The following is a 24,464-nucleotide window of genomic DNA, read 5'->3' on the forward strand; positions in this document are numbered from 1 at the left end:
TCACCCCGGAATGTGCGCCGCCCCGGCGCGCGCGATGTAGGAACGCGGCCCCAGGCGCCGTCAGGCCGCGCCGGTTGCGCCCGTGGCCTCGGTCACCGGTCCGAGCCGGCGTTCGCTGGGCCGCGCGAAGTAGAACCACTCGGCGCCCGGCAGCGCCATCGCGTTGGGGAACACGATGAAGCCGTCGTCGGGCGCGCTCACCAGGGTGCCGTCGTGGCGCATGCCGATGGGCTCGCCGCGTTGCACTTCGTCGAAGGTGGCCCAGTCGCGCACGAAGCTGTCTTCCTCGTGCAGGCGATCTGTAACGCTGGCCAGGCGCAGCAGCTTCGGCGGCTGCGCGGGGCCGCCGGAGAGCCCCTCGGGCAGTTCGGCCATGCCCAGCAGCGCCAGGGTGCGGCGGATGGCGCGCCACGCCACCTCGGGCGCCTGCGGATCGAGGTGCTGCCCGCATTCGAGCGTGACGCCGTAGCCGCCGCGGCTGCGGATGAATTCGTTGGTGCCGCGGCCGAAGTCGAGTTCGGCCTCGCTGGCCGGCGCGCCGCCCGAGCGCTGCGCGATGCCGGCGGCGTAGATGTCGAGCCAGCCCTCCACCACGATGGGCGTGCCGATGTGCAGCGCGAGCTGGCCCTCCTCGTACGAGCGGGCGAAGGGCTCCAGCGTGCCGGTGTTGTCGCGCGGGCCGATCATGGCGAAGGCCTCGCCCTCGCTCTGGAAGGAATGCAGGTCGAGCAGCACCTCGTGGCGCTCGATGAGCGGGGCCAGCACGTTGGTCACGCGGGCTTCGTAGTCGGCCGGCGACTCGGAGGGGCGGAACAGGCGGTTGAGGTTGCGCTCGCCCTCGCGCTGCAGGCGCCTGCGGGCCAGCGGATTGGCCACCGGCACCATGGTCAGCTCGCCGCGCAGCAGCCGCAGCGAGCCGGCCTCGAATTCGCCCAGCACGCGCTCGATGCCCAGGGTGCCGGAGATTTCGTCTCCGTGCACGCCGCCCATCACGAGCAGGCGGGGACCGGGGTTGAGCGAGGCGAAGGCGTGGATGCGCAGGCTGTCGGTGGCCACGCCGGCGAAAGGATCGGAAGACATCCGGGGATTATTGCGGAGCCCTTTCCCTGCGCGCAAAGGCGCTATTCGTTTCATAGCACCGGCCGCCGAGGCGCCGCCTACAGGGGCTGCCTCGCCTGTCCTACCGGGCCGGCCGCGGCGGGGGCGCAGGCTCGGCCTCTGTCAAAGGAGTGCATGCATGAACAGCAAGAGCAGCTGCGGCAAGACCAAGGTGGAGCAAGGCGGCGAATCGGCGCCCCGCCTGCCGCACGAGCGCGACCAGTCGTCGGACAGCCAGGAAACGCAGGACGGCAATCCGCCCGAGGTGGGCCGCAAGGCCCACGAAGACGTGGAGCGCGGCGTGGTCGACACCGACCGCGGCCCGCCGAGCGACCGCGTCTACAACGAGAAGCTCAGGCGCTGACGACGCCGGCGAGCTGCCGGCGCATCTCGGTGATGACCGCGCCGTAGTCCTTGGCGTTGAAGATCGCACTGCCGGCCACGAAGGTGTCGGCGCCGGCCGAGGCCACGCGCGCGATGTTGTCGGCCTTGATGCCGCCGTCCACCTCCAGGCGGATGTCGCGCCCGCTCTGCTCGATGCGCTTGCGCGCCTGCTCGATCTTGCGCAGAGCCGAGTCGATGAAGCTCTGGCCGCCGAAGCCGGGGTTGACGCTCATGATGAGGATGAGGTCGATGTCGTCGATGGCCCAGTCCAGCGCCTCCAGGCCCAGCCCGGGGTTGAATACCAGCCCGGCCTTGCAGCCGGCCGCCTTGATGGCCTGGATGCTGCGGTGCGTGTGGGGCGAGGCGTCGGGGTGGAAGCTGATGTAGTCGGCGCCCGCTTGCGCGAAAGAGGCCGCCAGTGCGTCGACCGGCTGGATCATGAGGTGCACGTCGATGGGCACCGGGGTGCCGTCGGCGGTCTTGGCGTAGGGCTTGAGCGCCTGGCAGATCATCGGGCCGAAGGTCAGGTTCGGCACGTAGTGGTTGTCCATCACGTCGAAATGGATCCAGTCGGCGCCGGCCGCGATCACGTCGGTCAGTTCTTTGCCGAGGTGCGCGAAGTCGGCGGACAGGATGGAGGGCGCGATGCGGAACGGGGTGCTCATAACCCCTGATTCTCGCAGCCGGCGCAAGCCCGACCAAAGGCCTCCGTTACCATGCGCCCCATGTCACACAGCCCTTTCAGCGTACAAGTCGAACCGCGCTACCTCGCCGACCAGTCCTCGGCCAAGGACAACATCTACACCTTCTCGTACACGGTCACCGTCACGAACACGGGTTCGGTGTCCGCCCAGCTGATCGCGCGCCACTGGCTCATCAACGACGCCTCGGGGCATTCGCAGGAGGTCAAGGGCCTGGGCGTGATCGGCCAGCAGCCGCTGCTGGCGCCCGGCGAATCCTTCCGCTACACCAGCGGCTGCCGCCTGCAGGCGCCCAGCGGCACGATGCACGGCAGCTACTTCGTGGTGACCGAGGAAGGCGACCGCTTCGACGTGCCCATTCCCATGTTCGTGCTGGAAGCCGACATCGGCGGCGCCCCTGTTTCGCGCGTGCTGCACTAGACGCACCGGGCGTTCCCCAGGCTTCGCTTCGCCTCCCCCTCGCCGGGGGCGACACCTGCGGCCCGGCAATGCCGGTTGCGCGGTGTTCCCCGGCACTTGACTTGACGAGATCGCTCCCATGGCTGCCGCATCGCGCGACTTGCAGGGGCTGCTTGCCGGCCTCGATCCCACGGCCGATGTGGCGCAGCGCCACATCTGGCTCATCGACATCTTCGACTGGCTGCGGGGAGACCGCGCCTCGCCGCAGGCGGCCATCGGCCGCGTGCAGCTGCTGCTGGACGCCATCGAGGCGCGGCCCGAGCTGCGCGAGCGGCTTCGCGCCTGGTGGCGCGCCTTCACGCAGACGGTCGACCTGACCACGCTGCTGGCCGACTACGGCTTCGCCCCGCGCACCGCCTTCGCGAGCGAGCTGAGCGAGCGGCTGCGCCGCAAGATCCTGCCCGGCACGCCCGAGACCACCGACGCATCGGACCTGTTCCGCATGGTGCTGCCCGGCGTGTTCGACGCAGGCTGGATCGCCCTGCTCGACGAGACGCAGCTCGGGCGCATCGGCGCCCTGCTGGCCGACGCGGCGCTCGACGAAGACGGCGCCCCGCGCTGGCGCCACACGGTGATGGACGCCGTCACCTACTGCAGCAGCCAGGTGGTGGCCGCCGGCTTCTCGCCCGAACTCCGCCTGCGCATGAGCACCGACGCTGTCGGCGAGACGCGCCCCTTCCACGCGCTGATGGCCGACCTGGACGAACTGCGCGAGCAGATGTTCGACCGCCCCGGAGAGCCGCGCGACGAAGAGGCCCTGCAGGCCGCCTTCGTGGCCTTCCGCGACCGGCTCGATGCCTGCCGCGCCGGCGCCGCCTCGGTCTACACGCACCTGGAGGACAACGGCATCTCGGTCGGCCTGGTGTTCCGGCTGCGCCAGCTGCGCGAGCGGGTACTGCGCATCCGCGAGCTGCTCGACTGCCTGATGGCGCCCAACCCCGGGCCCAGCGTGGCGCGGCTGGTCGGCCGGCTGGTGCTGGCCGGCGGCGAGCGCAACAGCATCCGGGCGCTGATCGCCTCCAATTCCTCGATGCTGGCCGCCAAGGTGACCGAGCGCAGCGCCGAGACCGGCGAGCACTACATCACCCGCGACCGCGCCAGCTACCTGCGGATGGTGAAGAAGGCGGCCGGCGGCGGCGCCTTCACGGCCGTCACGGTGCTGCTGAAGTTCGGCATCTATGCGCTGGGGCTGTCGGCCTTCTGGAGCGGCCTGGGCTCGGGGCTGATGTACGCGGCCAGCTTCGTCGCGATCCAGCTGCTGCACCTGACGCTGGCCACCAAGCAGCCCGCGATGACGGCGCCGGCCATGGCGGCGCGGCTGCGCGACATCAAGTCGGACGCGGCGGTGGACGATTTCGTCGACGAGGTCGCCAACCTGGTGCGCTCGCAGGTGGCGGCGGTGCTGGGCAACGTGCTGGTGGTGGTGCCGACGGTGGCGGCCATCGCGCTGCTGGCGCAGTTCGCGCTGGAGCGGCCGCTGCTGGACGCCGCCCATGCGGCGGCCACGCTGAAATCGCTGTCGCTGGCAGGCCCGACCGCGCTTTATGCGGCAATCACCGGCATCCTGCTGTTTTCCGCCAGCATCATCGCCGGATGGACAGAAAACGCCTTTGTCCTGCATCGAATGGACTCTGCAATGCGTTACAACCCCCGCATCGGCGCATTTCTCGGCGCCGCACGGGCTCGCCGCTGGGCCGATTTCATGCGCACCAACATTTCAGGCTTCGCCTCCAACATCTCGCTGGGACTCATGCTCGGGCTGCTGCCCGCGTTCGCGGGTTTCTTCGGGCTCGGGCTGGACGTGCGGCACGTGACACTGTCGGCCGGACAGATCGCCGCCGCGGCGGCATCCACCGGCCTGGCGGTGCTGCAGCAGCCTGCGTTGTGGTGGGCGGTGGCGGCGATCCCGGTCATTGGCGCGCTCAATGTGAGCGTGAGTTTCTATTTCGCTTTCCGCCTGGCGCTGCGTGCGCACAGCGTGAGCCTCGGTGACCGCGCGCGCATCCGCAACGCGATCTGGGCCCGCTGGCGCAGCCGCCCGGTGAGCTTTTTCCTTCCTGGATGAATTTGACGAGCTTCTTCAACGATCTGCTGGGTTTCTGGTCCGAGTGGGTGCGCCCCTCAGCCGGCCTGCCCACCGTGCTGTGGTCGCTGCTGCTGGCGGCCGCCGCTGCTTCCGGCCACCTGGTGCAACGCTACCTGGGGTTACCCAAGGTGATCGGCTACTCGCTGGTCGGCGCCGTGGTGGGCTTTGCGGGCTTCGAGGGCGCGATCTGGCCGCTGCGCGGCATCAGCCTCTTCCTGCTCGAGCTCGGCGCGGCCGTGGTGCTGTTCGAGGCGGGCGGGCGGCTGCCGCTGCGCTGGTTCCGCCACAACCCGATGGTGCTGGTGCAGAGCCTGCTCGAGGCCACGCTGACCTACTTCGGCGTGTACTGGGTGCTCACGCTGCTGGGCCTGCCCGAGCCGGTGGCCAACCCGATCGCGCTGATGGCCATCGTCGCCTCGCCGGCGGTGCTCAGCCGCGTGATCATCGACACCCGCGCCGCCGGCCCCGTGACCGAGCGCGCGATGACGCTGGCCACGCTCAACACCTTCTACGCGCTGGCGCTGGGCTACGCGCAGGCCGGGCTGATCGAGCGCGCGCCGCAGACCATGCTGCAGAAGCTCTACCCGATCGCGGTGGTGCTGGGCCTGTCCTTCGTTGTGGGCGCGATCATGGCGCTGGCGCTGCGCTCGGCGCTGCGGGTGATGAGCCCGTCGAGCGAGAACACGTCGATCCTGCTGCTGGCGATCATTGCCGCGGGCGCCGCGCTCACCGCGCACGTCGGCGGCTCCGCGCCGCTGGCCGCGCTGATCGGCGGGGTGCTGCTCAAGACGCTGAACCCCAAGCCCTGGGCCTGGCAGCGGCAGCTGGGCACGGCCTCCTCGCTGCTCACCATGCTGATGTTCGTGCTGGTGTCGATCGTGGCGGCACAGGCCGACTGGACGCTGCCGGTGGCCAGCGTGGTGCTGGCCGTGATCGGCGTGCGCCTGCTGACCAAGATCGCCGGCGTGGCGGTCGCCAACCCCGGCAGCGGCGCGAGCTGGAAGCAGGCCTTCTGGGTCGGCTGCGCGATGTCGCCGCTGTCGTCGATCGCGCTGCTCATCGCCTCCAACTTCGCCACCGCCTCGCCGCTGCTGGGCACGATGATCACGCAGGTGGCCCTGCCCTCGATCCTGTTGATGGAGGTGGTGGGCGCGGTGCTCGCCACCCTGGCCATCCACGCGGTGGGCGAGAGTTCGGTGCCCTGGATGCCCCAGGCCTTCAGCATCACGGAGGACACGCAGCGATGAGCACCGCAGCCAGCAACAACAGCCCCGTCGACCCGGACAGCGACGACGTCCGCTCGGCGCCGCTGCCTTCGGACCCGGAGAGCCGCGCGGTCAAGCTCGAGCCCTTCAACAAGTCGGAGGCGCTGTCGCTCGGCGTGGAGCTCGAGCTGCAGCTCGTGAACACGCACGACTACGACCTCGCGCCCTACGCCGAGGACATGCTGCGCCTGATGGCCCAGACCCCGCTGCCCGGCAGCGTGGTGCCCGAGATGACCTCGAGCATGATCGAGATCTCGACCGACATCTGCCACTCGGCGCAGGACGTGATCACGCAGCTGTCGCCGATCCGCGAGGCGCTGATCCGCAATGCCGACAAACTCAACATAGCGGTGGTGGGCGGCGGTACGCACGCCTTCCAGCAATGGCACGAGCGGCGCATCTACGACAAGCCGCGCTTTCGCGAACTGTCGGAGCTGTACGGCTACCTGAGCAAGCAGTTCACCATCTTCGGCCAGCACGTGCACATCGGCTGCCCCGATGCCGATGCGGCACTGCTGATGCTGCACCGCATGTCGCGCTACATCCCGCACTTCATCGCGCTGTCGGCGTCCTCGCCCTTCGTGCAGGGGCAGGACACGCAGTTCGACTCGGCGCGGCTGAACTCGGTGTTCGCGTTCCCGCTGTCGGGCCGCGCGCCCTTCACGCTGAGCTGGAAGGAGTTCGAGGCGTACTTCGAGCGCATGACCCGCACCGGCGTCGTGCGCAGCATGAAGGACTTCTACTGGGACATCCGCCCCAAGCCCGAGTTCGGCACCATCGAGATCCGCGTGTTCGACACGCCGCTCACCGTGGAGCGCGCCGCCGCGCTCGCGGGCTACGTGCAGTCGCTGGCCGCCTGGTTCCTGCAGGAACAGCCCTTCGAGCCGACCGAGGACGACTACCTCGTCTACACCTACAACCGCTTCCAGGCCTGCCGCTTCGGCCTCGACGCGGTGTACGTCGACCCGGCCACCGGCCAGCACATGCCGCTGCGCGACCACATCCTGATGACGATGACGCAGCTCGAATGGCACAGCGAGGCGCTCAACGCCACGCAGGCGCTGGGCGAGCTGCGCACCAGCGTGGAGTCGAACCGAAACGATGCGCGCTGGCTGCGCGAGAAGCAGGGGAAGGAAAGGCTCTTGGCCGAGGTCGTGCGGCAGGCGGCGTTGAGGTTCCGCGGGCAGGCCTGAGGCATTCGGCGCGACGTCGGCACAGCGAGCGCGACTATTCGCCCGAGTCAGTCCGTGTCGGCCAGGGCCGCATGCGGCTTTGCCTCCAATGGAAGAAGCCGCGCTGAAACAGCATGCGCCTTGCCGACCAGCAACACGCCAAGCGCCAGTTGTCCGATGCCTATCCAGCCGTCGATATGCCGTATGGCATCCAGCGTCCAGAGCGTCTGGCCATTGGCAATCCACAGTACACAGATGGAGAGATAGCCCAGCACCGGCCCCACCGCCTTGAATGCAATCACGAGAAGTCCGAGCGCCACGCATGCCACGACCATGGCCTGCCTCGCGGGAAGCTGCAGCGCATCGTCGAACCGGGTGCGCGGAATCAATCGATGAGCGATGGCCATCGGAAAGAACCAGCACAACAAGCCGACCAGGAGATAAAGGCCTCCGATGATGTACGGCACCCACACGGCGTCGGGGTTGTTGGTGCCGGCCTTGAGGGCCAGGGCGATGGAGACGGCCTGAATGGCGCTGACTCCCATCCAGATGGCGAAGAGCCGTGATGCGAGACCGACGATCTGTTGAGGCGTCATCGAATTGCGCTTGCGCGTCGTGGTGATTGTTGAAAGATTTAGCGGGCGCGCGGCACGTCGCGCGGCGAAAGCAGAAGGAAGTCGACGCCCTGCACCCGGCTGGACTGCATGTCGAATTTCGAGAGGCTGGCTTGGCCCAACAGCGAGACGCAGTCCGCGCAAACCACCGCGGGCACGTTTTTCAGCTCGAAGGGCCCTACCTTCATTGTGTCGAGCACGATGGCCTTCGCGGCTACCTTGCGGCCATCGGCCGTGGTCATCTTGACCATCGGATCGACGATCCGGTACTTCGCCTGCGAATCGCGCAGCAGCGACTCGGCCAGACTGGTGAGACTGGCACCGGTATCGACCATGAAAGGCCGAGCTTTCCCCGCGCCGACCGCGACAGGCGCGAAGAAGTGGCCGGCATACAGAGGCAGGCGCAGCGACATGCGCTCTGCGTCTTGCTCTGTTGTCTGAGCGATGGCGGTCTCGATGGATATTCTCTGCGCGACAAACCGGGGTTGCTGGCCCCGTGCCTCGAGTTGGCTGTCATACCCTTGCAGCAGCGACAGTGCTTCGTAGGGTCGTTGGGATCGAACCAGCACGCCGGCAAGGCGTTCACGCACATCGACCAGAGTCGGAACCACGGAAAGCGCCTTGTAAGACCACTCGATCGCCTGCGGCAATTGCCCGAGCTTTTCGTAGCTGTCCGCGAGATATGCAAAGAGATCGTAGGCCCCCGCACCAAGATCAAGCGAGCGCTTGAACTGCACCACGGCCTCTTCGTGCTTTCCGCGTTGGTTCAGGACCATGCCAAGGCGGGCGGCAGCGAGCGAATCTTCAGGCCGCACGCGAACAACGTCGCGCCAATTGATCTCCTGGCAGTTCAGATCGTGCAGTCGGGCGCAGCGCTCGGCTTGCGCCCTGAAGTCGTCGGCGGACATCCTGTCCTTGTTGAGCCAGCGCTGGGCATAGCCGCGTTCCGTGAGATTCGTGGCGGCCGACAAAGAGAGCAGCACGACACAGCTGCCGATGAAAGTCTTCACGCCCTTTCGCTGGTTTGGCCCGTCGCCCCACAGCGATGCAATGCCGACCGCCAGCATCGGCAGCAACAGTGCCCCGATGCCCGCCCCGACCACATACGGCCAGGCGGCGTTTTCAACCACCGGGAAGACAAGGGAAGAACCAACGAGCGCGAGGCCCAGGACAACCGCCGTCGCCCACATTGCGCGGCCCGCGCGCTCCTGGCCACGGCGTGCACGCCGCGTGAAACCGACCTCTTCCACCGCCGATCCTTCGCCGCGCCTGCTCGGCAGGTCCTCCAGCAGCGTCGGTTCGCGGCGCCCCTCGAATGCGTCCATTGGCGCCCCCCGCGCCTGTGGCGCTTGTTGTTGCTTCCGATCTCGCGGCGATTACAGCATACATAAGGTTACATGAGTGCGGATTGCACGCCAAGGCAGAAGCGGACAACGACGATGCGTGGCAGCCAACTGCACGAAAGACTGAAGGAAGAACAGCAGCAGACGGTAGCGACTGCCGAAAGCAGCGCTCTGCCCCCACGGGCAGGCTGGCGCCGGTCCGCGCGTCAGAGCGCGACCTGCGCCATCTTCCGCAGGTAATGCGCGAGCGGCGGCGTCGCCTTGTCCCGCACCTTCGCCAGGTCGTCGTAGCGGCGCACGCGCAACGATTCGTCGGCGAATGGCTCGCGCATGAAGGCGTCTGCCTCGTCTTGCGTGTGAGGGCCGCCCTGCAGCACCAGGCTGTGCTTCGATGCGGGAGACAGGGTGTCCCAGTAGCCGTCCTGCGTGCAAAGGTAGCGCTTCGCTTCCACGTGCAGGCGGATCGGCGCCAGCACGCCCGGCGGAAACACCCCGTGAAGGAAGGGCAGCGCGATGTACTGGTGCAGGTCGTCGCGCGCCGGCATCGCTTCGCCCTCTTCGGATGCCTCTTCCTCCTGCTGCGCGCTTCCCGGCGCGAGCAGGTGGCCGAGGTCGTGCAACAGCGCCGCCACCACCGTCTCGGTGGTCTCGCCCGCTTCTTCGGCGAGCGCCGCGCATTGCAGCGCGTGGTCCAGCTGACTCACGGCTTCGTGGCCGTATTGCCGCTGGCCGGGGCCGGCCAGCAATTGGGCGATGTCGTCGAGGGTCAATGCCATCGCGGCAGTCCTTGCCTGTTCAGATCAGCACCTTGCGGATGCGCGCCGACACCAGGTCGATCGCGCTGACGCTGATCACGATGATGATCATCACGGCGCAGGTCTGCGCGTACTGGAAGCCGCGGATGATCTCCCACAGCACCACGCCGATGCCGCCCGCCCCGACCATGCCCACCACCGACGCCGAGCGCACGTTCGACTCGAAGCGGTAGAGCGCGAAGGAGATCCACAGCGGCATCACCTGCGGCAGCACGCCGTACACGATCTCGTGCAGGGCGCTGGCGCCGGTCGAGCGGATGCCCTCCACCGGCTGCGGGTCGATGGCCTCCACCGCCTCGGAGAAGAGCTTGGCCAGCACGCCGGTGGTGTGCACCCACAGCGCCAGCACGCCGGCGAAGGGGCCGAGGCCCACGGCCACCACGAACAGCATCGCGAACACCATCTCGTTGATGGCGCGGCAGCTGTCCATGAGGCGGCGCGTCGGCTGGTAGATCCACCACGGCACGATGTTGGCCGAGGCCAGCAGCGCCAGCGGCACGGCCGTGGCCACCGCCAGCACGGTGCCCCACAGCGCGATCTGCAGCGTGACCACCATCTCCTGCAGGTAGATGCGCCACTGCGTGAAGTCGGGCGGGAAGAACTCGGCGGCGTAGGTCGCCATGTTGCCGCCGTCCCGGACGAGGTCGAGCGGGCGCATGTCGGCGCCATTCCAGGAGGCCGCGAGCAGCAGGAGCAGCGCGGCCCAGGAGAGCTGCCACGCCAGGTTGCGCTTGGGAGCCGTCGTGGCGAGCGGCGGGCGGTTCATCGGGATCGAGGAGGACATGGGAGGCGAACGAGCGGTCGTCGGGAAGAAAGCGGCGCTGCGCTCAGTTCAGCGCGGCCAGCTTCTTGTCGATGTCGGCCAGCTTCGCCTTCCTGTCGGCGTCGCCCAGCGCAGCATCGGCCTCGATCTTGTTGCGCTGGCCGAAGAGTTCGATCTGGCGGATCGGCAGCAGCTGCTTGTCGCTCGATTCCTTGAAGCCCGCGAGCTTCGAGATCTTCATGACGATCTCCTTCTCGCGCGGATCGGTCTTGGCGTAGTTGATGAAGAAGTTGCGGATCTTCGTCTTCGTGGCCTCGGGCAGGTCCTTGCGCATCACGAGCGGGTCGAGCGGGATCAGCGGCGAGGTCCAGATGACGCGGATGTCCTTGTACTTCTCGGGGAAGCGTTCCTTGATCTTCTCCAGGTTCTCGCTGTTGTTGGTCGCGACGTCCACCTGCTTGTTGGCCACGGCCAGTGCGTTCGCCTCGTGGTTGGCGCTGCGGGTGATGCGGAACGCGGTCTTGGCGTCGATCTTGTTCTGCGCGAAGACGTAGAAGCCCGGCACCAGGTAGCCCGAGGTGGAGTTCGGTTCGCCGTTGCCGAAGCTCAGGCTCTTCGCGTTCTTCAGCACGTCGTCGAGCGTCTGCAGCGGGCTCTCGCGGTTGACGATGAGATAGGAGTAGTAGCCCAGAGTGCCGTCGGCGTTGACCTTCTGCGCGAACACTTCGCCGTTGGCGCGGTCCACGGCTTCCATGGCCGACTTGTTGCCGAACCAGCCGAGCTGCACCTTGTTGAAGCGCATGCCTTCGATGATGCCGGCGTAGTCGGGCGCGAAGAAGGCGTTGACCTTCAGGCCGGTCTGCTTGCTCAGGTCGTCGATCAGCGGTTGCCAGTCGGCCTTGAGGTTCTGCGACGACTCGGTAGAGATGAGGCCCATGTTGAGGGTGTCCTGCGCGAACGCGCCGGCCATGCCGAGGCCGAACGCCGCGGCGGCGATGAGTTTCTTGATCATGGATGGCTCCAGGAAATGAAAGAGGAACGAGGGAGTGAAAGAGGGGACGGAGAGAAAGACGCGGCAGGCGCCCGGAGGCGCCCCGAAAAAAATCAGACTGCGCTTGCCGGCTGGGCCGTCCACGGCACGGCAACCGGTGGCGCGGGCTCGGGCGCGACAGGCCGCAGCAGCTCTTCGGCCTGCACGCCGTACAGCTCGTGCAGCAGCGCGGGCGTGAGCGCGGACGAAGGCCCGTCGAACACCACGCGGCCCTGGTTCAGCGCGACGACGCGCGGGCAGTACTTCATTGCGACATCGACCTGGTGCAGCGAGACGATGACGGTGCAGCCGTCCTCGCGGTTGATGCGCGCCAGGATTTCCATGACCTTGCGCGAGGACTCCGGATCGAGCGAGGCGATGGGCTCGTCGGCCAGCACCACCTTGGCGCCCTGCACCAGCGTGCGCGCGATGGCCGCGCGCTGCTGCTGCCCGCCCGAGAGCGTGGAAGCGCGCTGCGCATGGCAGTCGGCGATGCCCACGCGCGCCAGCGCATCGAGCGCCTGCGCGCGCTCCTGCGCGGTGAACACGCGCGCCAGGCTGCGCCACCACGGCATGCGGTGCAGCGAACCCACGAGCACGTTGACCAGCACCGGCAGCCGCGCGACGAGGTTGAACTGCTGGAACACGAAGCCCACCTGCGAGCGCACCTTGCGGATGTCGCGATGGATGCGCCCGCCCTTCTGCACGCAGCATCCGTCGATCTCCACCAGCGACTGCGAACCGCCGTCGGCCGCCACCAGCCCCGCGATGTGGCGAAGCAGGGTCGACTTGCCGGAGCCCGAGGCGCCGATGAGCGCGACCATGTCGCCGCGCGCCACGTCGATGTTGATGTCGCGCAGCGCGTGCCGGCCGTTGGCGAAGTGCTTGTCGAGATGTCGGATGCGCAGGAGGGTGTTCATTGCTTGTCTCAAAGTCGTCTAGACAAGTGCAGTTTCACCAGCCCGTGTGACGAGCCGGAGACACTTCGGCGACGACGAAATGTCAGGGCGGTTCAGACCACCCTTCGGCCTTCGCGCCACACGCCGCGCACCACCGGGTACCGCGCACCGTCGGGCAGCGTGCACATGCGCACCTGCACCAGGTCGGCGCGCAGGCCGACCTCGAGCACGCCGCGATCGTTCAGGCGTGCCGCGCGCGCCGGCGTGCGCGTCACCATGCCGACGGCCTGCGGCAGCGTGACGATCCCGTCATGCACCAGCCGCATCGCGGCGCCCAGCAGGCTGCCGGGCACGTAGTCGGAGGAGAGGATGTCGAGCAGCCCGTAGCGCGCCAGCTCGGCCGCCGCGACGTTGCCGGAGTGCGATCCGCCGCGCATCACGTTCGGTCCTCCCATCACGTTCGAGAGGCCCAGCCCGTGCGCGGCGCGTGCCGCGGCCAGCGTGGTCGGGAACTCCGACATGCTCGCGCCCTCGGCGTGCGCCTGCTCCACGTGCGCCACCGTGGTGTCGTCGTGGCTCGCGAGCGCGATGCCGTGCGTGCGGCAGTATTCGACGAAGTAGCGCCGGTGCGGCAACGCGTACTCGGCCTGCAGCGCGCCGGCCTGCGCCACGCGCTCGTCGAACTTGCTGTCGCTCCAGCCCTTCTTGCCGGTGTAGTAGACGCGGGCGATCTCGATGTTCTCCCACTGCCGCTGGCCCGGCGTGTGGTCCATCAGCGAGATCAGCGACAACCGCGGATGGCCATGGAAGGGCTCGAACAGCTCGACCGTGTTGGGCGCGGGCAGCTCGCAGCGCACGTGCAGGTGGTGGTCCGCGCGCAGCAGGTCCTGCGCGGCGCAGGCGTCGAGCGTGGTCAGCGTCGCTTCCCAGGTGCTGCCGCGCACGCTGTCGGGGTCGGCCTCGCCCACGCCGAGCGCATCGAACACCGTCGTGATGCCGGCGGCGGCCATCTCGGCGTCGTGCGCCAGCAGCGCGGGCAGCGGGCCCCAGTGCACCTTCGGGCGCGGCATCAGGTGGCGCTCGAAGTTGTCGGTGTGCACTTCCACGAGGCCGGGCAGCAGGAAGTCGCCGTCGAGGTCGATGGTGCCTTCGGCGGTGGGGCCTCCGTCGATGCTGGCGATGCGCCCGCCATAGACGGTCAGCGCGCCCGGAACCACCTCGCCCGGCAGCACCATGCGTGCGTTGGCGAATACCGTCGTCGTGCTCATGGCCGGCTGCTCCTGAAGGCGCCCACGTCGACACGGCGCGTCGCGACCGCGGCGCCGACTTCGGCATCGTGAAAGATCCCCACCGTGGCCGCGCCGCGCGCGGTGGCCTCGCGGATCAGCGAGATCACGGTGTCGGTGTTGGCCGCGTCGAGCGAGGCGGTCGGCTCGTCCAGCAGCAGCAGCGGCTTGGGCTTGATCATGTTGCGAGCGATGTTGATGCGCTGCTGTTCGCCGCCCGAGAAGGTCGCAGGCGGCAGGTGCCAGAGCCGCTCGGGAATGCGCAGGCGCGCGAGCCAGCGGCGGGCCTCCTCGCGCGCGGCCTCGATGGCGGCGGGGTCATCGCCCGCGTCCTCGGCCAGCGGCTCGGCCACCACGTCGAGCGCCGGCACGCGCGGGATCACGCGCAGGAACTGGCTCACGTAGCCGATGGTGTCGCGCCGCAGGCTCACCATCTCGCGCGGCGTCGCCTGAGTCACGTCGATCGGGCCGGCCGGCGACTGCACGGTGATGCGCCCCGCGCTCGCGCGGTAGTTGGCATAGACCAGCTTGAGCAGCGTGCTCTTGCCGAGGCCGGAGGCGCCGTCGAGCACCACGCACTCGCCGGCGGACACGCTCAGGTCCACGTCGTCGAACACGGGCAGCTCGAGGCTGTTCTGGCGGTGCAGCGTGAAGCGCTTGGCCACGCCCTGGAGTTGAAGCATCGGAGGAGCCATCATGGTTGCAGTACCGAGGAAACGAGCAGTTGGGTGTAGGCGTGCTGCGGGTCGTCCAGCACCTGGTCGGTGAGGCCGGCCTCGACCACGCGGCCCTGCTGCATCACCAGCATGCGGTGCGCGAGCAGGCGCGCCACCGCCAGGTCGTGCGTGACGACGATGGCCGCGAGCTGCATCTGCCGCGTCAGCTGGCGCAGCAGGTCGAGCAGGCGCGCCTGCACCGACACGTCGAGGCCCGAAGTGGGCTCGTCCATGAACACCAGGCGCGGCTGCGTCACGAGGTTGCGCGCGATCTGCAGGCGCTGGCGCATGCCGCCCGAGAAGGTGCGCGGCGCGTCGTCGATGCGCGCCGGGTCGATCTCGACGCGGCCCAGCCACTCGGCGGCGGTGGCGCGCAGGCGGCCGTAGTGGCGCTCGCCCAGGCCCATGAGCCGCTCGCCGACGTTCGCGCCGGCCGACACGTCCATGCGCAGGCCGTCGGCCGGGTTCTGGTGCACGAAGCCCCAGTCGGTGCGCGCGAGCATGCGCTGCTGGGCCTCGGTCATCGTGAACACTTCCTGCAGGCCGCCTCCGCGCACCTGGAACTCGACGCTGCCTGCGTCGGGCTTGTCGCGCGCGGCAATGGCGTTGAGCAGCGTCGATTTTCCGGAGCCGGATTCGCCGACCACGGCGAGCACTTCGCCGGGCCAGAGGTCGAAGGAAGCGTCGTGCAGCGCCACGCGCTCGCCGTAGCGCTTGGCGATGCCGCGCACGCGCAGCAGGGGAGATTTCGTGTCGGGGGCGTTCATGCAAGAGCCTGTTCGGGTTCGCTGCGGGGCGCGGGAGCCTGGGGCTGCTGCTCCTGCCGGCGCGAATGGCAGTGGTCGGAGTCGGAGCACACGTGCATGCGGGTGCCGCGGTCGTCTGTGATGATTTCGTCGAGGAAGCTGTCGGTCGCGCCGCACAGCGCGCAGGGCACGTCCCAGCGCTGCACCTCGAAGGGGTGGTCGTCGAAGCACAGGCTCTCGACCGGCGTGTAGGGCGGCACGGCGTAGATGCGCTTCTCGCGCCCCGCGCCGAAGAGCTGCAGCGCGGGGTTCATGTGCAGCTTGGGGTTGTCGAACTTCGGGATCGGCGAGGGCGACATCACGTAGCGGCCGTTGACCAGCACCGGGTAGTCGTAGGTGGTGGCGATGTGGCCGTAGCGCGCGATGTCCTCATAGAGCTTGACGTGCATCAGGCCGTACTCGGCCAGCGCGTGCAGCGTGCGGGTGGCGGCCTCGCGCGGCTCCAGGCGCTGCATCGGTTCCGGCACGGGCACCTGGTAGACCATCACCTGCCCTTCGGCCAGCGGCGCCTCGGGAATGCGGTGGCGGGTCTGGATGAGCGTCGCATCGACGGTGCGCGTGGTGGTTTCCACGCCTGTGGTGCGCTGGAAGAAGCGGCGGATGTTGACCGCGTTGACGGTGTCGTCCGAGCCCTGGTCGATGACCTTGAGCACGTCCTTCGGCCCGATGACCGCGGCCGTGACCTGGATGCCGCCCGTGCCCCAGCCGTAGGGCAGCGGCATCTCGCGCGAGCCGAAGGGCACCTGGTAGCCGGGGATGGCCACGGCCTTGAGGATGGCGCGGCGGATCATGCGCTTCGTGCGCTCGTCGAGGTAGGCGAAGTTGTATTCGGTGGTGGCGGTGGTCATTGCGGCTCTTCTCCTGCGCCGTTGGCGCGCATCTTCCGAACGAGTTCGAGCTCGGACTGGAAGTCGACGTAGTGCGGCAGCTTCAGGTGCTGCACGAAGCCCGAGGCCTCGAGGCTGTCGCTGTGCGAGAGCACGAACTCCTGCATCTGCGCGGGTGCCTCGACGGGCTCGCCCAGCTCTTCCGCGCGCAGCGCGCGGTCGACCAGGCTCATGGCCATCGCCTTGCGTTCGCTGTGGCCGAAGGCCAGGCCGTAGCCGCGCGTGAACTGCGGCGGCTCGGTCTTGCTGCCGGCGAACTGGTTGACCATCTCGCATTCGGTGAGCGCCATGTCACCGATGGAGATGGCGAAGCCCAGCTCCTCCGGCACGATCTCCAGCTCGGCCGTGCCCACGCGGATCTCGCCGACGAAGGGATGGCTGTGCGAGTAGCCGCGCTGCGTCGAATAGGCCATGGCCAGCAGGAAGCCTTCGTCGCCGCGCGCGAGGTTCTGCAGGCGCGTCGCGCGGTCGGCGGGAAAGCGCAGCGGCGTGCGCGTGAGGTCCACGGGGGCCGGGTCGCCGGGCGGTACTTCGTGCGTTTCGATGAGGCCTTCGTGGTTCAGCAGGTCGACCACGCGCGGCGTGAAGGCAGGAGCCTCAGCCGTCGGTGTCGCAGCGGGTGCGGCGGCCTGCTGCTGGCCGTTCGCGAGCAGCGTGAAGTCGAGCAGGCGCTGCGTGTAGTCGTAGGTCGGGCCCAGCACCTGGCCGCCGGGCAGGTCCTTGAAGGTGGCGGAGATGCGGCGGTCGAGCTGCATGCGCGCCGTGTCGAGCGCAACGCTGCAGCCCAGGCGCGGCAGCGTGGCACGGTAGGCGCGCAGCAGGAAGATGGCTTCGACCACGTCGCCTGCCGCCTGCTTGATGGCGAGCGCGGCGAGTTCGGGGTCGTACACCGAGCCTTCGGTCATCACGCGGTCGACGGCGAGCCTGAGCTGCTCGCGGATCTGCTGCACCGACAGCTCGGGCGTGTCTGCATTGCCGCGGCGCTGTTCGGCCAGCAGCCTGTAGCTGTTGAGGATGGCGGTCTCGCCGCCCTTGACTGCAACGTACATCTCAAGCCTCCTGCTCGATGCGCGTGGTGCGCGGAAGGCCGACGATCTGCCCCGGCGCTGCCAGGAACATGTCGACGCCGCGCGGAAAGGCCGCGTGGTTGGCGGACCACTGCGCGGCGAAGGGCGTCGCGCCGGTGCGCGGCAGGCCTTCGACGGCAACCGATTCGCTGTCGCGGATGCCGGGGCCGCGCAGCGTCCATGCGCCGGCACCGCCTTCGGCAAGGCCGGCCACGTCGACCACGCAGGTCGTCGACTGGTCGGGATAGGCGTCGCTGCCCTGCGCGAAGCTGTCCAGGCGCGGGCATTCGTCGCCCTGCGCCACCCATGCGAACTGCGCGGCCTCGGGCTTGTTGACCAGCACGCAGCCGGTGTGGAAGCGCAGCCAGGCAGCGGCGTCGCTGCCGGCCAGAGAGGGCGAGAGCCAGAGCGTGCAGTCGGGATCGAGCAGCGCGAGCAGCAGCGCGGCGGAAGCGGGGTGGCCGCGCGACGGTGTCTGCGCGTCGTGCGCGAGGGCGACCACACGGCCGGGATGCGACAGCGCATGCAGCGCCGTGCGGAACACCGACTGGCTGCCCAGTGCCGCGTCGGAAAAACCGGCGCCTAGAGTGGAAAGATCGAGCGCGCTCATTCGGAATCGTCCTCGCCTTCGGCATCGCCGGCTTCGCGCGCGACGGTGAAGAACTCGACCTTGCTGCTCTGCGCGCTGGCCTGGCGGCGTGCGCGCAGCTGCTGGAGATGGCGGCGCACGGGAGCGAGCAGCTGGGCATCCAGCGCCGGTTGGCGTTCAGGGTCTTGCAGCAGCGCGTCGGCCACGGCGGCCAGTTGCGCATGACGGTGCGAACGGCCCATGACGTAGGCGACGCCCACCGCGGAGCCGGCCTCGCCCAGACGCAGGGCGCAACGCGTGACCGTGACTTCGCCGAGGTTGAAGCGCTCGCCCGAGCCTCCCGCGCGGCCCTGCACCATCACGAGGCCGGTTTCCGGCGCGCGCAGCCACTGTGGCGTACCCTGCGCATGAGCACCGAGCGCCGGCTCGAGCAGCTCCAGCGGAGCCCGCGCCAGCGTGGCCATCCACTGGGCGCGATCCAGCGGGCGCCCGGGCGGTTCCGTGTCAAAAGCATGAAACATGTAAGTGATACTCTCAAAGTTGTATAGACAAATTCAACAACCGGCGCGAGCTTAGAGAGCGCTCAAGACGACTTCATGACAAGCACTACAAGTTCATCCGCATCGCTTCCCGCCCGCCCGCCGCGCGACAGCTTCTGGACCCGCATCGCAGCCGACATCGCCGACGCCATCGCGCGCGGCGTCTATCCGCCGGGGCAACGGCTTCCTCCCGAACACGCACTGGCCGAGCAATACGGCGTCAACCGCCACACCATCCGCCGCTCGCTGGCCGACCTCACGAGCCAGGGCCTGCTGCGCGTGACGCAGGGCAGCGGCACCTACGTCGAGGAATTCGCGATGGACCTCGCGCTGGTCAAGCGGCCCCGGCACCACCAGCGCATGGCACTGGCCGGCCTGCGTGGCGCGCTGAGCGTGGTGGCCGCCAGCACGGTGCGCGCAACCGCCACGCAGGCCCGGGCGCTGGACGTGGCGGCACGCAGCACGCTGCTGTGCCTCAACGTGATCGGCGATGCCGAAGGACAGCCGCTGCACTTCAGCGAGCGCTTCTTCCCGCTGCCGCGCTTCGCGACGCTCGAGGATGTGGTGCGCGAGACCGGCTCCATCACCGCGGGCTTCGCGGCCCACGGCGTGGACGACTACACGCGGCGCGACAGCCGCATCACCGCGCAGATGCCCGAGCCCACGGTGGCGTCCCACCTGCGCCAGCCGGTGACCCGGCCGGTGCTCTTCGTCGAGAGCGTCAACATCGACACCGCCGCCGTGCCCATCGAATACGCGCGCACCTGGTTCGCGGGAGACCGCATCTCGCTGACGGTGACGCACGATGAGTGAACACCGCTACGCCGCCTACTTCGCGCCGCCGGTCGAAAGCGCATGGTGGGAGGCCGGCAGCCGCTGGCTGGGCCGCTGCGCGGCGAGCGGGCGCACATGGCCGCTGCCCGACATCGCGGGAGTGCCCGCGGAACTGCAGAAAAGGCTCACCGCCGCGCCCCGGCGCTACGGCTGGCACGCCACGCTCGCGGCGCCCTTCGTGCTGAAGCCCCGGTTCGCCGAGGCGGAGCTTCGCGCCGGCATGCAGGCGCTCTGCCGCACGCTGGAGCCCTTCGACATGCCCGCGCTCGAAGTCGCGCTGCTCGACGACTTTCTCGCGCTCGTGCCCGCTCGCCCCGACGCATCGCTGCGCGCGGCGGCCGATGCCTGCGTGATGCAGCTGCACGCCTTCGCCGAGCCGCTGCCGTCTTCGGAGCTCCAGCGGCGCCGCGCGGCCGGCCTCACGCCCGAGGAAGACGCGCTGCTGCTGCGCTGGGGCTATCCCTTCGTGATGGACCGCTTCCGCTTCCACATGTCGCTGACCGGATCGCTGCGCAACGTCGAGCCGGATGTCGTGGCGGCCTTGCAGGCGGCGGCACGGCAGCACTTCGCGCCGCTGCTGTCTTCTCAGCCTCCGCTGCGCTTCGAAGCCATCAGCCTCTTCGCCGAGCCCTCGTCCGGGGCCGACTTCATGTGCCTCGCGCAGATGGGGCTGGGCCGATGACCGGCCGCCTCGTCTACGTGGCCGGCCCTTCCGGCGCCGGCAAGGACAGCCTGCTCGGCTGGCTGAAGGATCACCTTCCGCACGACGCCCCTGTCGCCTTCGCCCGCCGAACCATCACGCGCGCCGCGGCCGCCGGCGGCGAGCAGCACGACAGCGTCGACCTGCCCGACTTCCTGCGACTGCGCGAAGCAGGTGCCTTCGGGCTCGACTGGGAAGCCAACGGGCTGTGCTACGGCGTGCGACATACCGAGCTGACGCCGCCGCGCGACGGCGGCACCGTCATCGTCAACGGATCGCGCGCCTATCTGCCCGAAGCCGCGCGGCGCTTTCCGCGGATGACGGTCGTGCATGTCACGGCCAGCGTGGAGACGCTACGCCGCCGCCTGACGGCACGGGCACGCGAGTCCGCCGAGATGGTGGAAGCCCGCGTGCAGCGCTCGCTCGATTTCCGCATTCCGCCGGGGCTGGCCGCCATCGAGATCCACAACGAGGACGTTCTTGCGGACGCCGGCGCCCGGCTGATGCAGGCGCTGAGCCTGCCGCGCAGGGAACTTCATCCGGCGGCGTAGCGCTTATGCTCTCACCCCCATGGGTGAATTCGACCTGATCGCACGCTACTTCAAGCGCCCCGCCACGCGCTCCCCGCTCGGCGTGGGCGACGACTGCGCACTGCTCGCGCCGGCTCCCGGCATGCAGCTCGCCGTTTCCTCCGACATGCTCGTTGAAGGGCGGCACTTCCTTTCCACCGTCGATCCGGCCCGGCTGGGCCACAAGGCGCTGGCGGTGAACCTCAGCGACCTGGCCGCCTGCGGCGCGAAGCCGCTGGCCTTCACGCTCGCGCTGGCGTTGCCGGGCGTGGACGAGCCCTGGCTCGAAGGCTTCTCTCGCGGCCTGCTCGCGCTGGCCGACGCGCACGGCTGCGAGCTGGTGGGCGGCGACACCACGCGCGGCCCGCTCAACATCTGCATCACGGTGTTCGGCGAGGTGCCGGCCGGCGCGGCACTGCTGCGCTCGGGCGCGCGCGCGGGCGACGACATCTGGGTGAGCGGCACGCCGGGCGAGGCGCGGCTGGCTCTCGAGGTGTTCCGCGGCACGATCGCGCTGCCGGCGGACGCCTTCGACACGGCGCGCAGGCGCATGGAGCAGCCGACGCCGCGCGTGGCGCTCGGGGAGGCCCTGCGCGGCATCGCCTCTTCGGCCGTGGACGTGAGCGACGGACTGATCGGCGACCTGGGCCACATCCTCGCATCGAGCGGCGTGGGCGCCACGCTGGACGCCGACGCGGCCACCGCGCTGATCTCGGTCGACACCGGCAACCTGGGAGAGGAACTGCGCCGCACCTGCGCGCTCTCGGGCGGCGACGACTACGAGCTGGTCTTCACCGCGCCCGCCTCGGCGCGCAACGCGGTCGGTCAGGCAGGCATGGACAGTTCCACGCGCGTCACGCGCATCGGCCGCATCGAGGCCGACGCCGGCCTGCGCATCGTCGACGCGGCCGGCGCGCCGATGTCACAGCGCTTCGGCTCGTTCGACCATTTCGTCTAGTTTTCCTGCAATCCCTCTCTTTCGGGAAACACCGAGGAACCGGCTTTGCCGGGCCTCAGGTGTTGCCCTCGGAAGGGGGTTGGCGAAGCGACACGAAGTGCGCGCAGCCTGGGGGAGGACCTAGCCTCCGCGCACCACCGCCTGCATCTTCTGCTGGGCGGCGTTGATGGCCGCCGACTGGCCATTGAGTTGCTGCAGCATCTTGTTGAGCTCGGCCTGCACGGCAGGGTCGGTCACGGCGACGCTGCTGCCGCTGATCTGGATCTTCGACTTGTTCTTCTCCAGGAAGTCGCCGATGGCCAGCGCGCTGTCGAACACCTTGTCGAGCGCGGGGAACACTTCCTTGAATGTGGCGGAGGGCGTGGTCACGGTCTTCTCGAAGGCCTTGTCGTAGACCTGCTTCAGGTCGTCGGGCTGCTTGAGCTGCGCGTGCGCGGCATCGGCCTTGGCGGACTGCTGGTCGAGCGCGGTGCGCAGGCCCGTGAGGCCGTCCTTCGCGGCCTTGAGGTCGTCGCGGCGCGCGGGCAGGTCGGCGATGGAACGCAGCGCGCCCTTGGCCATGATCTGCGTCATGGGCTGGCTCACGGACTTGTTCATGCCTTCGTTGAAGTCGGTGATCACGGCGTAGTGCTGCGCGTAGTCGCCGAAGGAGGCTTTTTCTTCCGCGGTGGGCACCGGCACGCGCAGGCCGGGCTTGTCGAGCACGCGGGTCTGCAGGAAGGAGATGAAGGCCTTGCGCTGCTCGGCCTCCTTGTTGCCGCAAGCCACCAGCGCAAGGCTGAAGGCGACGAGGAGCGTCATGGCCCCGAGACGTTGAATGAAAGTTCTCATGGGCCGGGCCCTCCTGTTTGTTGTGCCGGAAAAATTATAGGGAGCGCTTCAGCGCATCGATGAAGGCTCGCGCCGCGGCCGATAGCGAATGGCCGCGCTTGGTGACGATGGAGATGTCGCGCGCCACGCGCGGCGAGCTCAGCACCTTGATGACCAGCGACGGGTCGGCCTCCGCGCGCGCGAAGGCCGAGGGCATGATCGACGCGCCCATGCCGGCGGCCGTCATCCAGATGGCGGTGGAGAGGAACGACACCTCGTTCACCACGTCGAGCGCCACGCCGGCCTCGGCCGCGGTGCCGTCGATGAGCGGCCGCACGCCGTAGCCCGGTCGCACCGTGATGACAGGGTGGCCGCCCAGGTCGCTCCAGCGCACCACGCGGGCCTTGGCCAGCGGATGGTCGTCGCGGCAGACCACGGCGAGGTGGTCGCGCATGAGGCGCTGCACCTCGACCTCGGGGCCGGGCCGCTCGGGCGTGCCGATGCCGAAGTCCACGTGCTCGCCGATGATGCGCGAGACGAACTGGTCGGGCGCGCAGTCGTTCACCAGCACGCGCACGCCGGGATGCTGCTCGTTGAATGCGCGCATCGCGTCGGGCAGCAGGAAGGCCGCGAGCGTGGGCGTGATGGCGAGCGTGACGCGGCCGCGCTCGAGCGTGGCAAGTTCGCGGAAGTCGTTCGACAGCGAATCCACGTCGCGCAGGATGCGCTCGACCGTCATCATCATCTGCTCGGCCGCCGCCGTGGCCTTGAGCGAGCGCGTGGTGCGATCGAACAGGCGCGTGTCCAGCCCTTCCTCGAGTTGGCGGATCAGCATGCTCACCGCCGACTGCGTGACGAACAGCCGCTGCGCCGCCGCGCTGAGCTTTTTCAGCTGGTAGACGGCGAGGAACGCACGCAGCTGGCGGATCGTAGGACTGAAGTTCGTATTCATCAGCAAAGATGATATTTCATTAGAAATTTCTTGATTTACGAATGAATCCGGCCATCGTTCAATCATCGGAAAAACGCATCACATTCAAGGAGTCTCGATGGCAGCACCCCTTGCCCGCGGGAAGAGCGCGCGTCGCCGGCAGCTGCTGCTGGCCGCCGCCGGCGCGGCACTGACCGGCGGCACGGCGCTCGCGCAGGCGCCTTCCGCGCCGACCGGCGATTTCCCGAACCGGCCCATCCGCCTGGTCGTGACCTTCCCGCCCGGGGGCAGCGCCGACGCGGTGATGCGCATGCTGGTGCCCCGGCTCAACGAGAAGCTGGGCCAGCCGGTGGTGATCGACAACAAGCCCGGCGCGGGCGGCAACGTGGGGCTCTCGCTGGTGGCCAAGACTCCCGCCGACGGCTACACGCTGGGGCTGGGCGCGGCAGGCGCGCTGACCGCCAACGTCAGCCTCTATCCGCAGATGCCCTTCGATCCGGTGAAGGACTTCAAGCCGGTAGGCATGGTCGCTGCCACGCCCTTCGTGATCGTGGGACACCCTTCCATCGCCGCGCGCACGCAACGCGAGCTGATCGCGCTGGCAAAAGCCAGCCCCGGCACTCTGTCGATCGGCCACGGCGGCAACGGCACGGCCATGCACCTGTCGGCCGCCCTCTTCGCGCAGATGGCGGACGTCAAGCTGGTGGAGGTTCCTTATCGCGGCTCGGGCCCGGCGGCGCTCGACGCCATCGCGGGGCAGATTCCGCTCGCGCTGGTCGACCTGCCCGCCTCGCTGCAGCAGATCAGGGCCGGCAAGCTGGTGGCCTTCGCGGTGACGAGCGCGCAGCGCGTGCCGATGCTGCCCGAGGTGCCCTCGGTGGCCGAGGCCGGGCTCGCCGGCTACGACTCCACCGGCTGGTTCGGCGTGGTGGCGCCTGCCGGCACGCCAGCGCCCGTCGTCGCGCGGCTCAACGCCGAGATCAATGCCGCGCTCGGCGACGAGCAGATCAGGGCCTCGATGCGCAACCTCGGCGCGGAGCCCGCGCCGACCTCGCCCGAGGCCTTCGAGGCGTACATCCAATCCGAAACGAAGAAATGGGCGAAGGTGATCCAGACCGCCCGCATCAGGCTCGACTGACGACA

Annotated in this window: 27 protein-coding genes; 10 read left to right on the plus strand and 17 right to left on the minus strand. The window is 69.0% G+C overall.

What is annotated here, in order from left to right; genetic code table 11:
- Positions 1-60: 60 nt before the first annotated feature.
- Positions 61-1,080 carry a succinylglutamate desuccinylase/aspartoacylase family protein gene (locus EJP69_RS26470; protein WP_093204062.1) on the minus strand — a complete coding sequence of 340 codons (1,020 nt, stop codon included), beginning with the start codon at positions 1,078-1,080 and terminating at the stop codon, positions 61-63.
- Positions 1,081-1,237: 157 nt separating this feature from the next.
- Here EJP69_RS26470 and EJP69_RS26475 point away from each other — a divergent pair, with 157 nt between their 5' ends.
- The gene (locus EJP69_RS26475; protein ID WP_240652294.1) at positions 1,238-1,462 is read left to right on the plus strand and encodes a hypothetical protein; all 225 of its coding nucleotides are present in this window, start codon (positions 1,238-1,240) and stop codon (positions 1,460-1,462) included.
- On the opposite strand, the gene rpe is transcribed toward EJP69_RS26475, so the two are convergent.
- Positions 1,452-2,147 carry a ribulose-phosphate 3-epimerase gene (gene rpe / locus EJP69_RS26480; protein ID WP_093204059.1) on the minus strand — a complete coding sequence of 232 codons (696 nt, stop codon included), beginning with the start codon at positions 2,145-2,147 and terminating at the stop codon, positions 1,452-1,454. The two genes, EJP69_RS26475 and rpe, sit on opposite strands and share 11 nt — an antisense overlap.
- Before the next feature lie 60 nt (positions 2,148-2,207).
- Between rpe and apaG the strand changes: the two genes are divergently transcribed.
- The 4 genes from apaG (at position 2,208) to EJP69_RS26500 (ending at position 7,186) form a co-directional block, all read left to right on the plus strand.
- Complete coding sequence (gene apaG / locus EJP69_RS26485) at positions 2,208-2,603, plus strand: Co2+/Mg2+ efflux protein ApaG (RefSeq protein ID WP_093204281.1); 396 nt, start codon at positions 2,208-2,210, stop codon at positions 2,601-2,603.
- A gap of 118 nt (positions 2,604-2,721) precedes the next feature.
- On the plus strand, positions 2,722-4,707 hold the full coding sequence (locus tag EJP69_RS26490; protein WP_126473261.1) for a site-specific recombinase: 1,986 nt from the start codon (positions 2,722-2,724) through the stop codon (positions 4,705-4,707).
- A complete protein-coding gene (locus EJP69_RS26495; protein ID WP_093204054.1) occupies positions 4,704-5,975 on the plus strand; it encodes a cation:proton antiporter in 1,272 nt (423 codons plus the stop codon). The genes EJP69_RS26490 and EJP69_RS26495 overlap by 4 nt, the downstream gene beginning before the upstream one ends.
- The gene (locus tag EJP69_RS26500) at positions 5,972-7,186 is read left to right on the plus strand and encodes a YbdK family carboxylate-amine ligase (RefSeq protein ID WP_093204051.1); all 1,215 of its coding nucleotides are present in this window, start codon (positions 5,972-5,974) and stop codon (positions 7,184-7,186) included. Before EJP69_RS26495 ends, EJP69_RS26500 begins: the two co-directional genes overlap by 4 nt.
- Before the next feature lie 47 nt (positions 7,187-7,233).
- On the opposite strand, the gene EJP69_RS26505 is transcribed toward EJP69_RS26500, so the two are convergent.
- The 13 genes from EJP69_RS26505 to phnG form a co-directional block, all read right to left on the minus strand.
- Positions 7,234-7,761 carry a hypothetical protein gene (locus EJP69_RS26505; RefSeq protein ID WP_126473263.1) on the minus strand — a complete coding sequence of 176 codons (528 nt, stop codon included), beginning with the start codon at positions 7,759-7,761 and terminating at the stop codon, positions 7,234-7,236.
- A gap of 38 nt (positions 7,762-7,799) precedes the next feature.
- Positions 7,800-9,104, minus strand: a complete 1,305-nt coding sequence (locus EJP69_RS26510) for an aspartyl protease family protein (protein ID WP_126473265.1) — start codon at positions 9,102-9,104, stop codon at positions 7,800-7,802.
- Positions 9,105-9,328: 224 nt separating this feature from the next.
- On the minus strand, positions 9,329-9,898 hold the full coding sequence (locus EJP69_RS26515) for an HD domain-containing protein (protein ID WP_126473267.1): 570 nt from the start codon (positions 9,896-9,898) through the stop codon (positions 9,329-9,331).
- 19 nt (positions 9,899-9,917) lie between these two features.
- Complete coding sequence (gene phnE, locus EJP69_RS26520) at positions 9,918-10,721, minus strand: phosphonate ABC transporter, permease protein PhnE (protein ID WP_126473269.1); 804 nt, start codon at positions 10,719-10,721, stop codon at positions 9,918-9,920.
- Between the two features lie 43 nt (positions 10,722-10,764).
- Positions 10,765-11,712 carry a phosphonate ABC transporter substrate-binding protein gene (phnD, locus tag EJP69_RS26525; protein WP_093204044.1) on the minus strand — a complete coding sequence of 316 codons (948 nt, stop codon included), beginning with the start codon at positions 11,710-11,712 and terminating at the stop codon, positions 10,765-10,767.
- A gap of 92 nt (positions 11,713-11,804) precedes the next feature.
- Positions 11,805-12,650 (minus strand): phosphonate ABC transporter ATP-binding protein, encoded by an 846-nt coding sequence (gene phnC, locus EJP69_RS26530; protein WP_093204041.1) that lies wholly within the window; start codon positions 12,648-12,650, stop codon positions 11,805-11,807.
- 92 nt (positions 12,651-12,742) lie between these two features.
- Positions 12,743-13,897, minus strand: coding sequence for an alpha-D-ribose 1-methylphosphonate 5-triphosphate diphosphatase (locus tag EJP69_RS26535; protein ID WP_126473271.1), 1,155 nt, complete (start codon positions 13,895-13,897; stop codon positions 12,743-12,745).
- The gene (phnL, locus tag EJP69_RS26540) at positions 13,894-14,610 is read right to left on the minus strand and encodes a phosphonate C-P lyase system protein PhnL (RefSeq protein WP_126473501.1); all 717 of its coding nucleotides are present in this window, start codon (positions 14,608-14,610) and stop codon (positions 13,894-13,896) included. Before phnL ends, EJP69_RS26535 begins: the two co-directional genes overlap by 4 nt.
- Entirely contained in the window at positions 14,610-15,398 is a 789-nt protein-coding gene (gene phnK / locus EJP69_RS26545) for a phosphonate C-P lyase system protein PhnK (RefSeq protein ID WP_093301670.1), read from the minus strand. The genes phnL and phnK overlap by 1 nt, the downstream gene beginning before the upstream one ends.
- Positions 15,395-16,285 carry an alpha-D-ribose 1-methylphosphonate 5-phosphate C-P-lyase PhnJ gene (locus tag EJP69_RS26550; protein ID WP_126473273.1) on the minus strand — a complete coding sequence of 297 codons (891 nt, stop codon included), beginning with the start codon at positions 16,283-16,285 and terminating at the stop codon, positions 15,395-15,397. Before EJP69_RS26550 ends, phnK begins: the two co-directional genes overlap by 4 nt.
- Positions 16,282-17,373 carry a carbon-phosphorus lyase complex subunit gene (locus EJP69_RS26555; protein ID WP_126473274.1) on the minus strand — a complete coding sequence of 364 codons (1,092 nt, stop codon included), beginning with the start codon at positions 17,371-17,373 and terminating at the stop codon, positions 16,282-16,284. The genes EJP69_RS26550 and EJP69_RS26555 overlap by 4 nt, the downstream gene beginning before the upstream one ends.
- Position 17,374: 1 nt before the next feature.
- Positions 17,375-18,001 carry a phosphonate C-P lyase system protein PhnH gene (phnH, locus tag EJP69_RS26560; protein WP_126473276.1) on the minus strand — a complete coding sequence of 209 codons (627 nt, stop codon included), beginning with the start codon at positions 17,999-18,001 and terminating at the stop codon, positions 17,375-17,377.
- Positions 17,998-18,501 carry a phosphonate C-P lyase system protein PhnG gene (gene phnG, locus EJP69_RS26565; RefSeq protein ID WP_093204024.1) on the minus strand — a complete coding sequence of 168 codons (504 nt, stop codon included), beginning with the start codon at positions 18,499-18,501 and terminating at the stop codon, positions 17,998-18,000. The genes phnH and phnG overlap by 4 nt, the downstream gene beginning before the upstream one ends.
- A 75-nt stretch (positions 18,502-18,576) precedes the next feature.
- Between phnG and phnF the strand changes: the two genes are divergently transcribed.
- From phnF to thiL, 4 genes are read left to right on the plus strand one after another with little or no spacing between them, the layout of a single operon-like run.
- Positions 18,577-19,332, plus strand: coding sequence for a phosphonate metabolism transcriptional regulator PhnF (gene phnF, locus EJP69_RS26570; RefSeq protein WP_126473278.1), 756 nt, complete (start codon positions 18,577-18,579; stop codon positions 19,330-19,332).
- A complete protein-coding gene (locus EJP69_RS26575) occupies positions 19,325-20,035 on the plus strand; it encodes a DUF1045 domain-containing protein (RefSeq protein WP_126473280.1) in 711 nt (236 codons plus the stop codon). Before phnF ends, EJP69_RS26575 begins: the two co-directional genes overlap by 8 nt.
- A complete protein-coding gene (gene phnN / locus EJP69_RS26580; RefSeq protein WP_126473281.1) occupies positions 20,032-20,604 on the plus strand; it encodes a phosphonate metabolism protein/1,5-bisphosphokinase (PRPP-forming) PhnN in 573 nt (190 codons plus the stop codon). Before EJP69_RS26575 ends, phnN begins: the two co-directional genes overlap by 4 nt.
- A gap of 19 nt (positions 20,605-20,623) precedes the next feature.
- Complete coding sequence (gene thiL / locus EJP69_RS26585) at positions 20,624-21,580, plus strand: thiamine-phosphate kinase (RefSeq protein WP_126473283.1); 957 nt, start codon at positions 20,624-20,626, stop codon at positions 21,578-21,580.
- 120 nt (positions 21,581-21,700) lie between these two features.
- Here the strand turns inward: thiL and EJP69_RS26590 are convergent, their stop codons facing one another.
- Both EJP69_RS26590 and EJP69_RS26595 read right to left on the minus strand, forming a co-directional pair.
- Positions 21,701-22,411 carry a DUF3053 domain-containing protein gene (locus EJP69_RS26590; RefSeq protein ID WP_093204011.1) on the minus strand — a complete coding sequence of 237 codons (711 nt, stop codon included), beginning with the start codon at positions 22,409-22,411 and terminating at the stop codon, positions 21,701-21,703.
- 34 nt (positions 22,412-22,445) lie between these two features.
- On the minus strand, positions 22,446-23,342 hold the full coding sequence (locus tag EJP69_RS26595) for a LysR family transcriptional regulator (RefSeq protein ID WP_093204009.1): 897 nt from the start codon (positions 23,340-23,342) through the stop codon (positions 22,446-22,448).
- 97 nt (positions 23,343-23,439) lie between these two features.
- On the opposite strand from EJP69_RS26595, the gene EJP69_RS26600 reads away from it, so the two are divergent.
- The gene (locus EJP69_RS26600; protein ID WP_126473285.1) at positions 23,440-24,459 is read left to right on the plus strand and encodes a tripartite tricarboxylate transporter substrate binding protein; all 1,020 of its coding nucleotides are present in this window, start codon (positions 23,440-23,442) and stop codon (positions 24,457-24,459) included.
- Positions 24,460-24,464: the final 5 nt, after the last annotated feature.

The sequence above is a fragment of the Variovorax gossypii genome (assembly GCF_003965815.1).
GTDB lineage: Bacteria > Pseudomonadota > Gammaproteobacteria > Burkholderiales > Burkholderiaceae_C > Variovorax > Variovorax gossypii.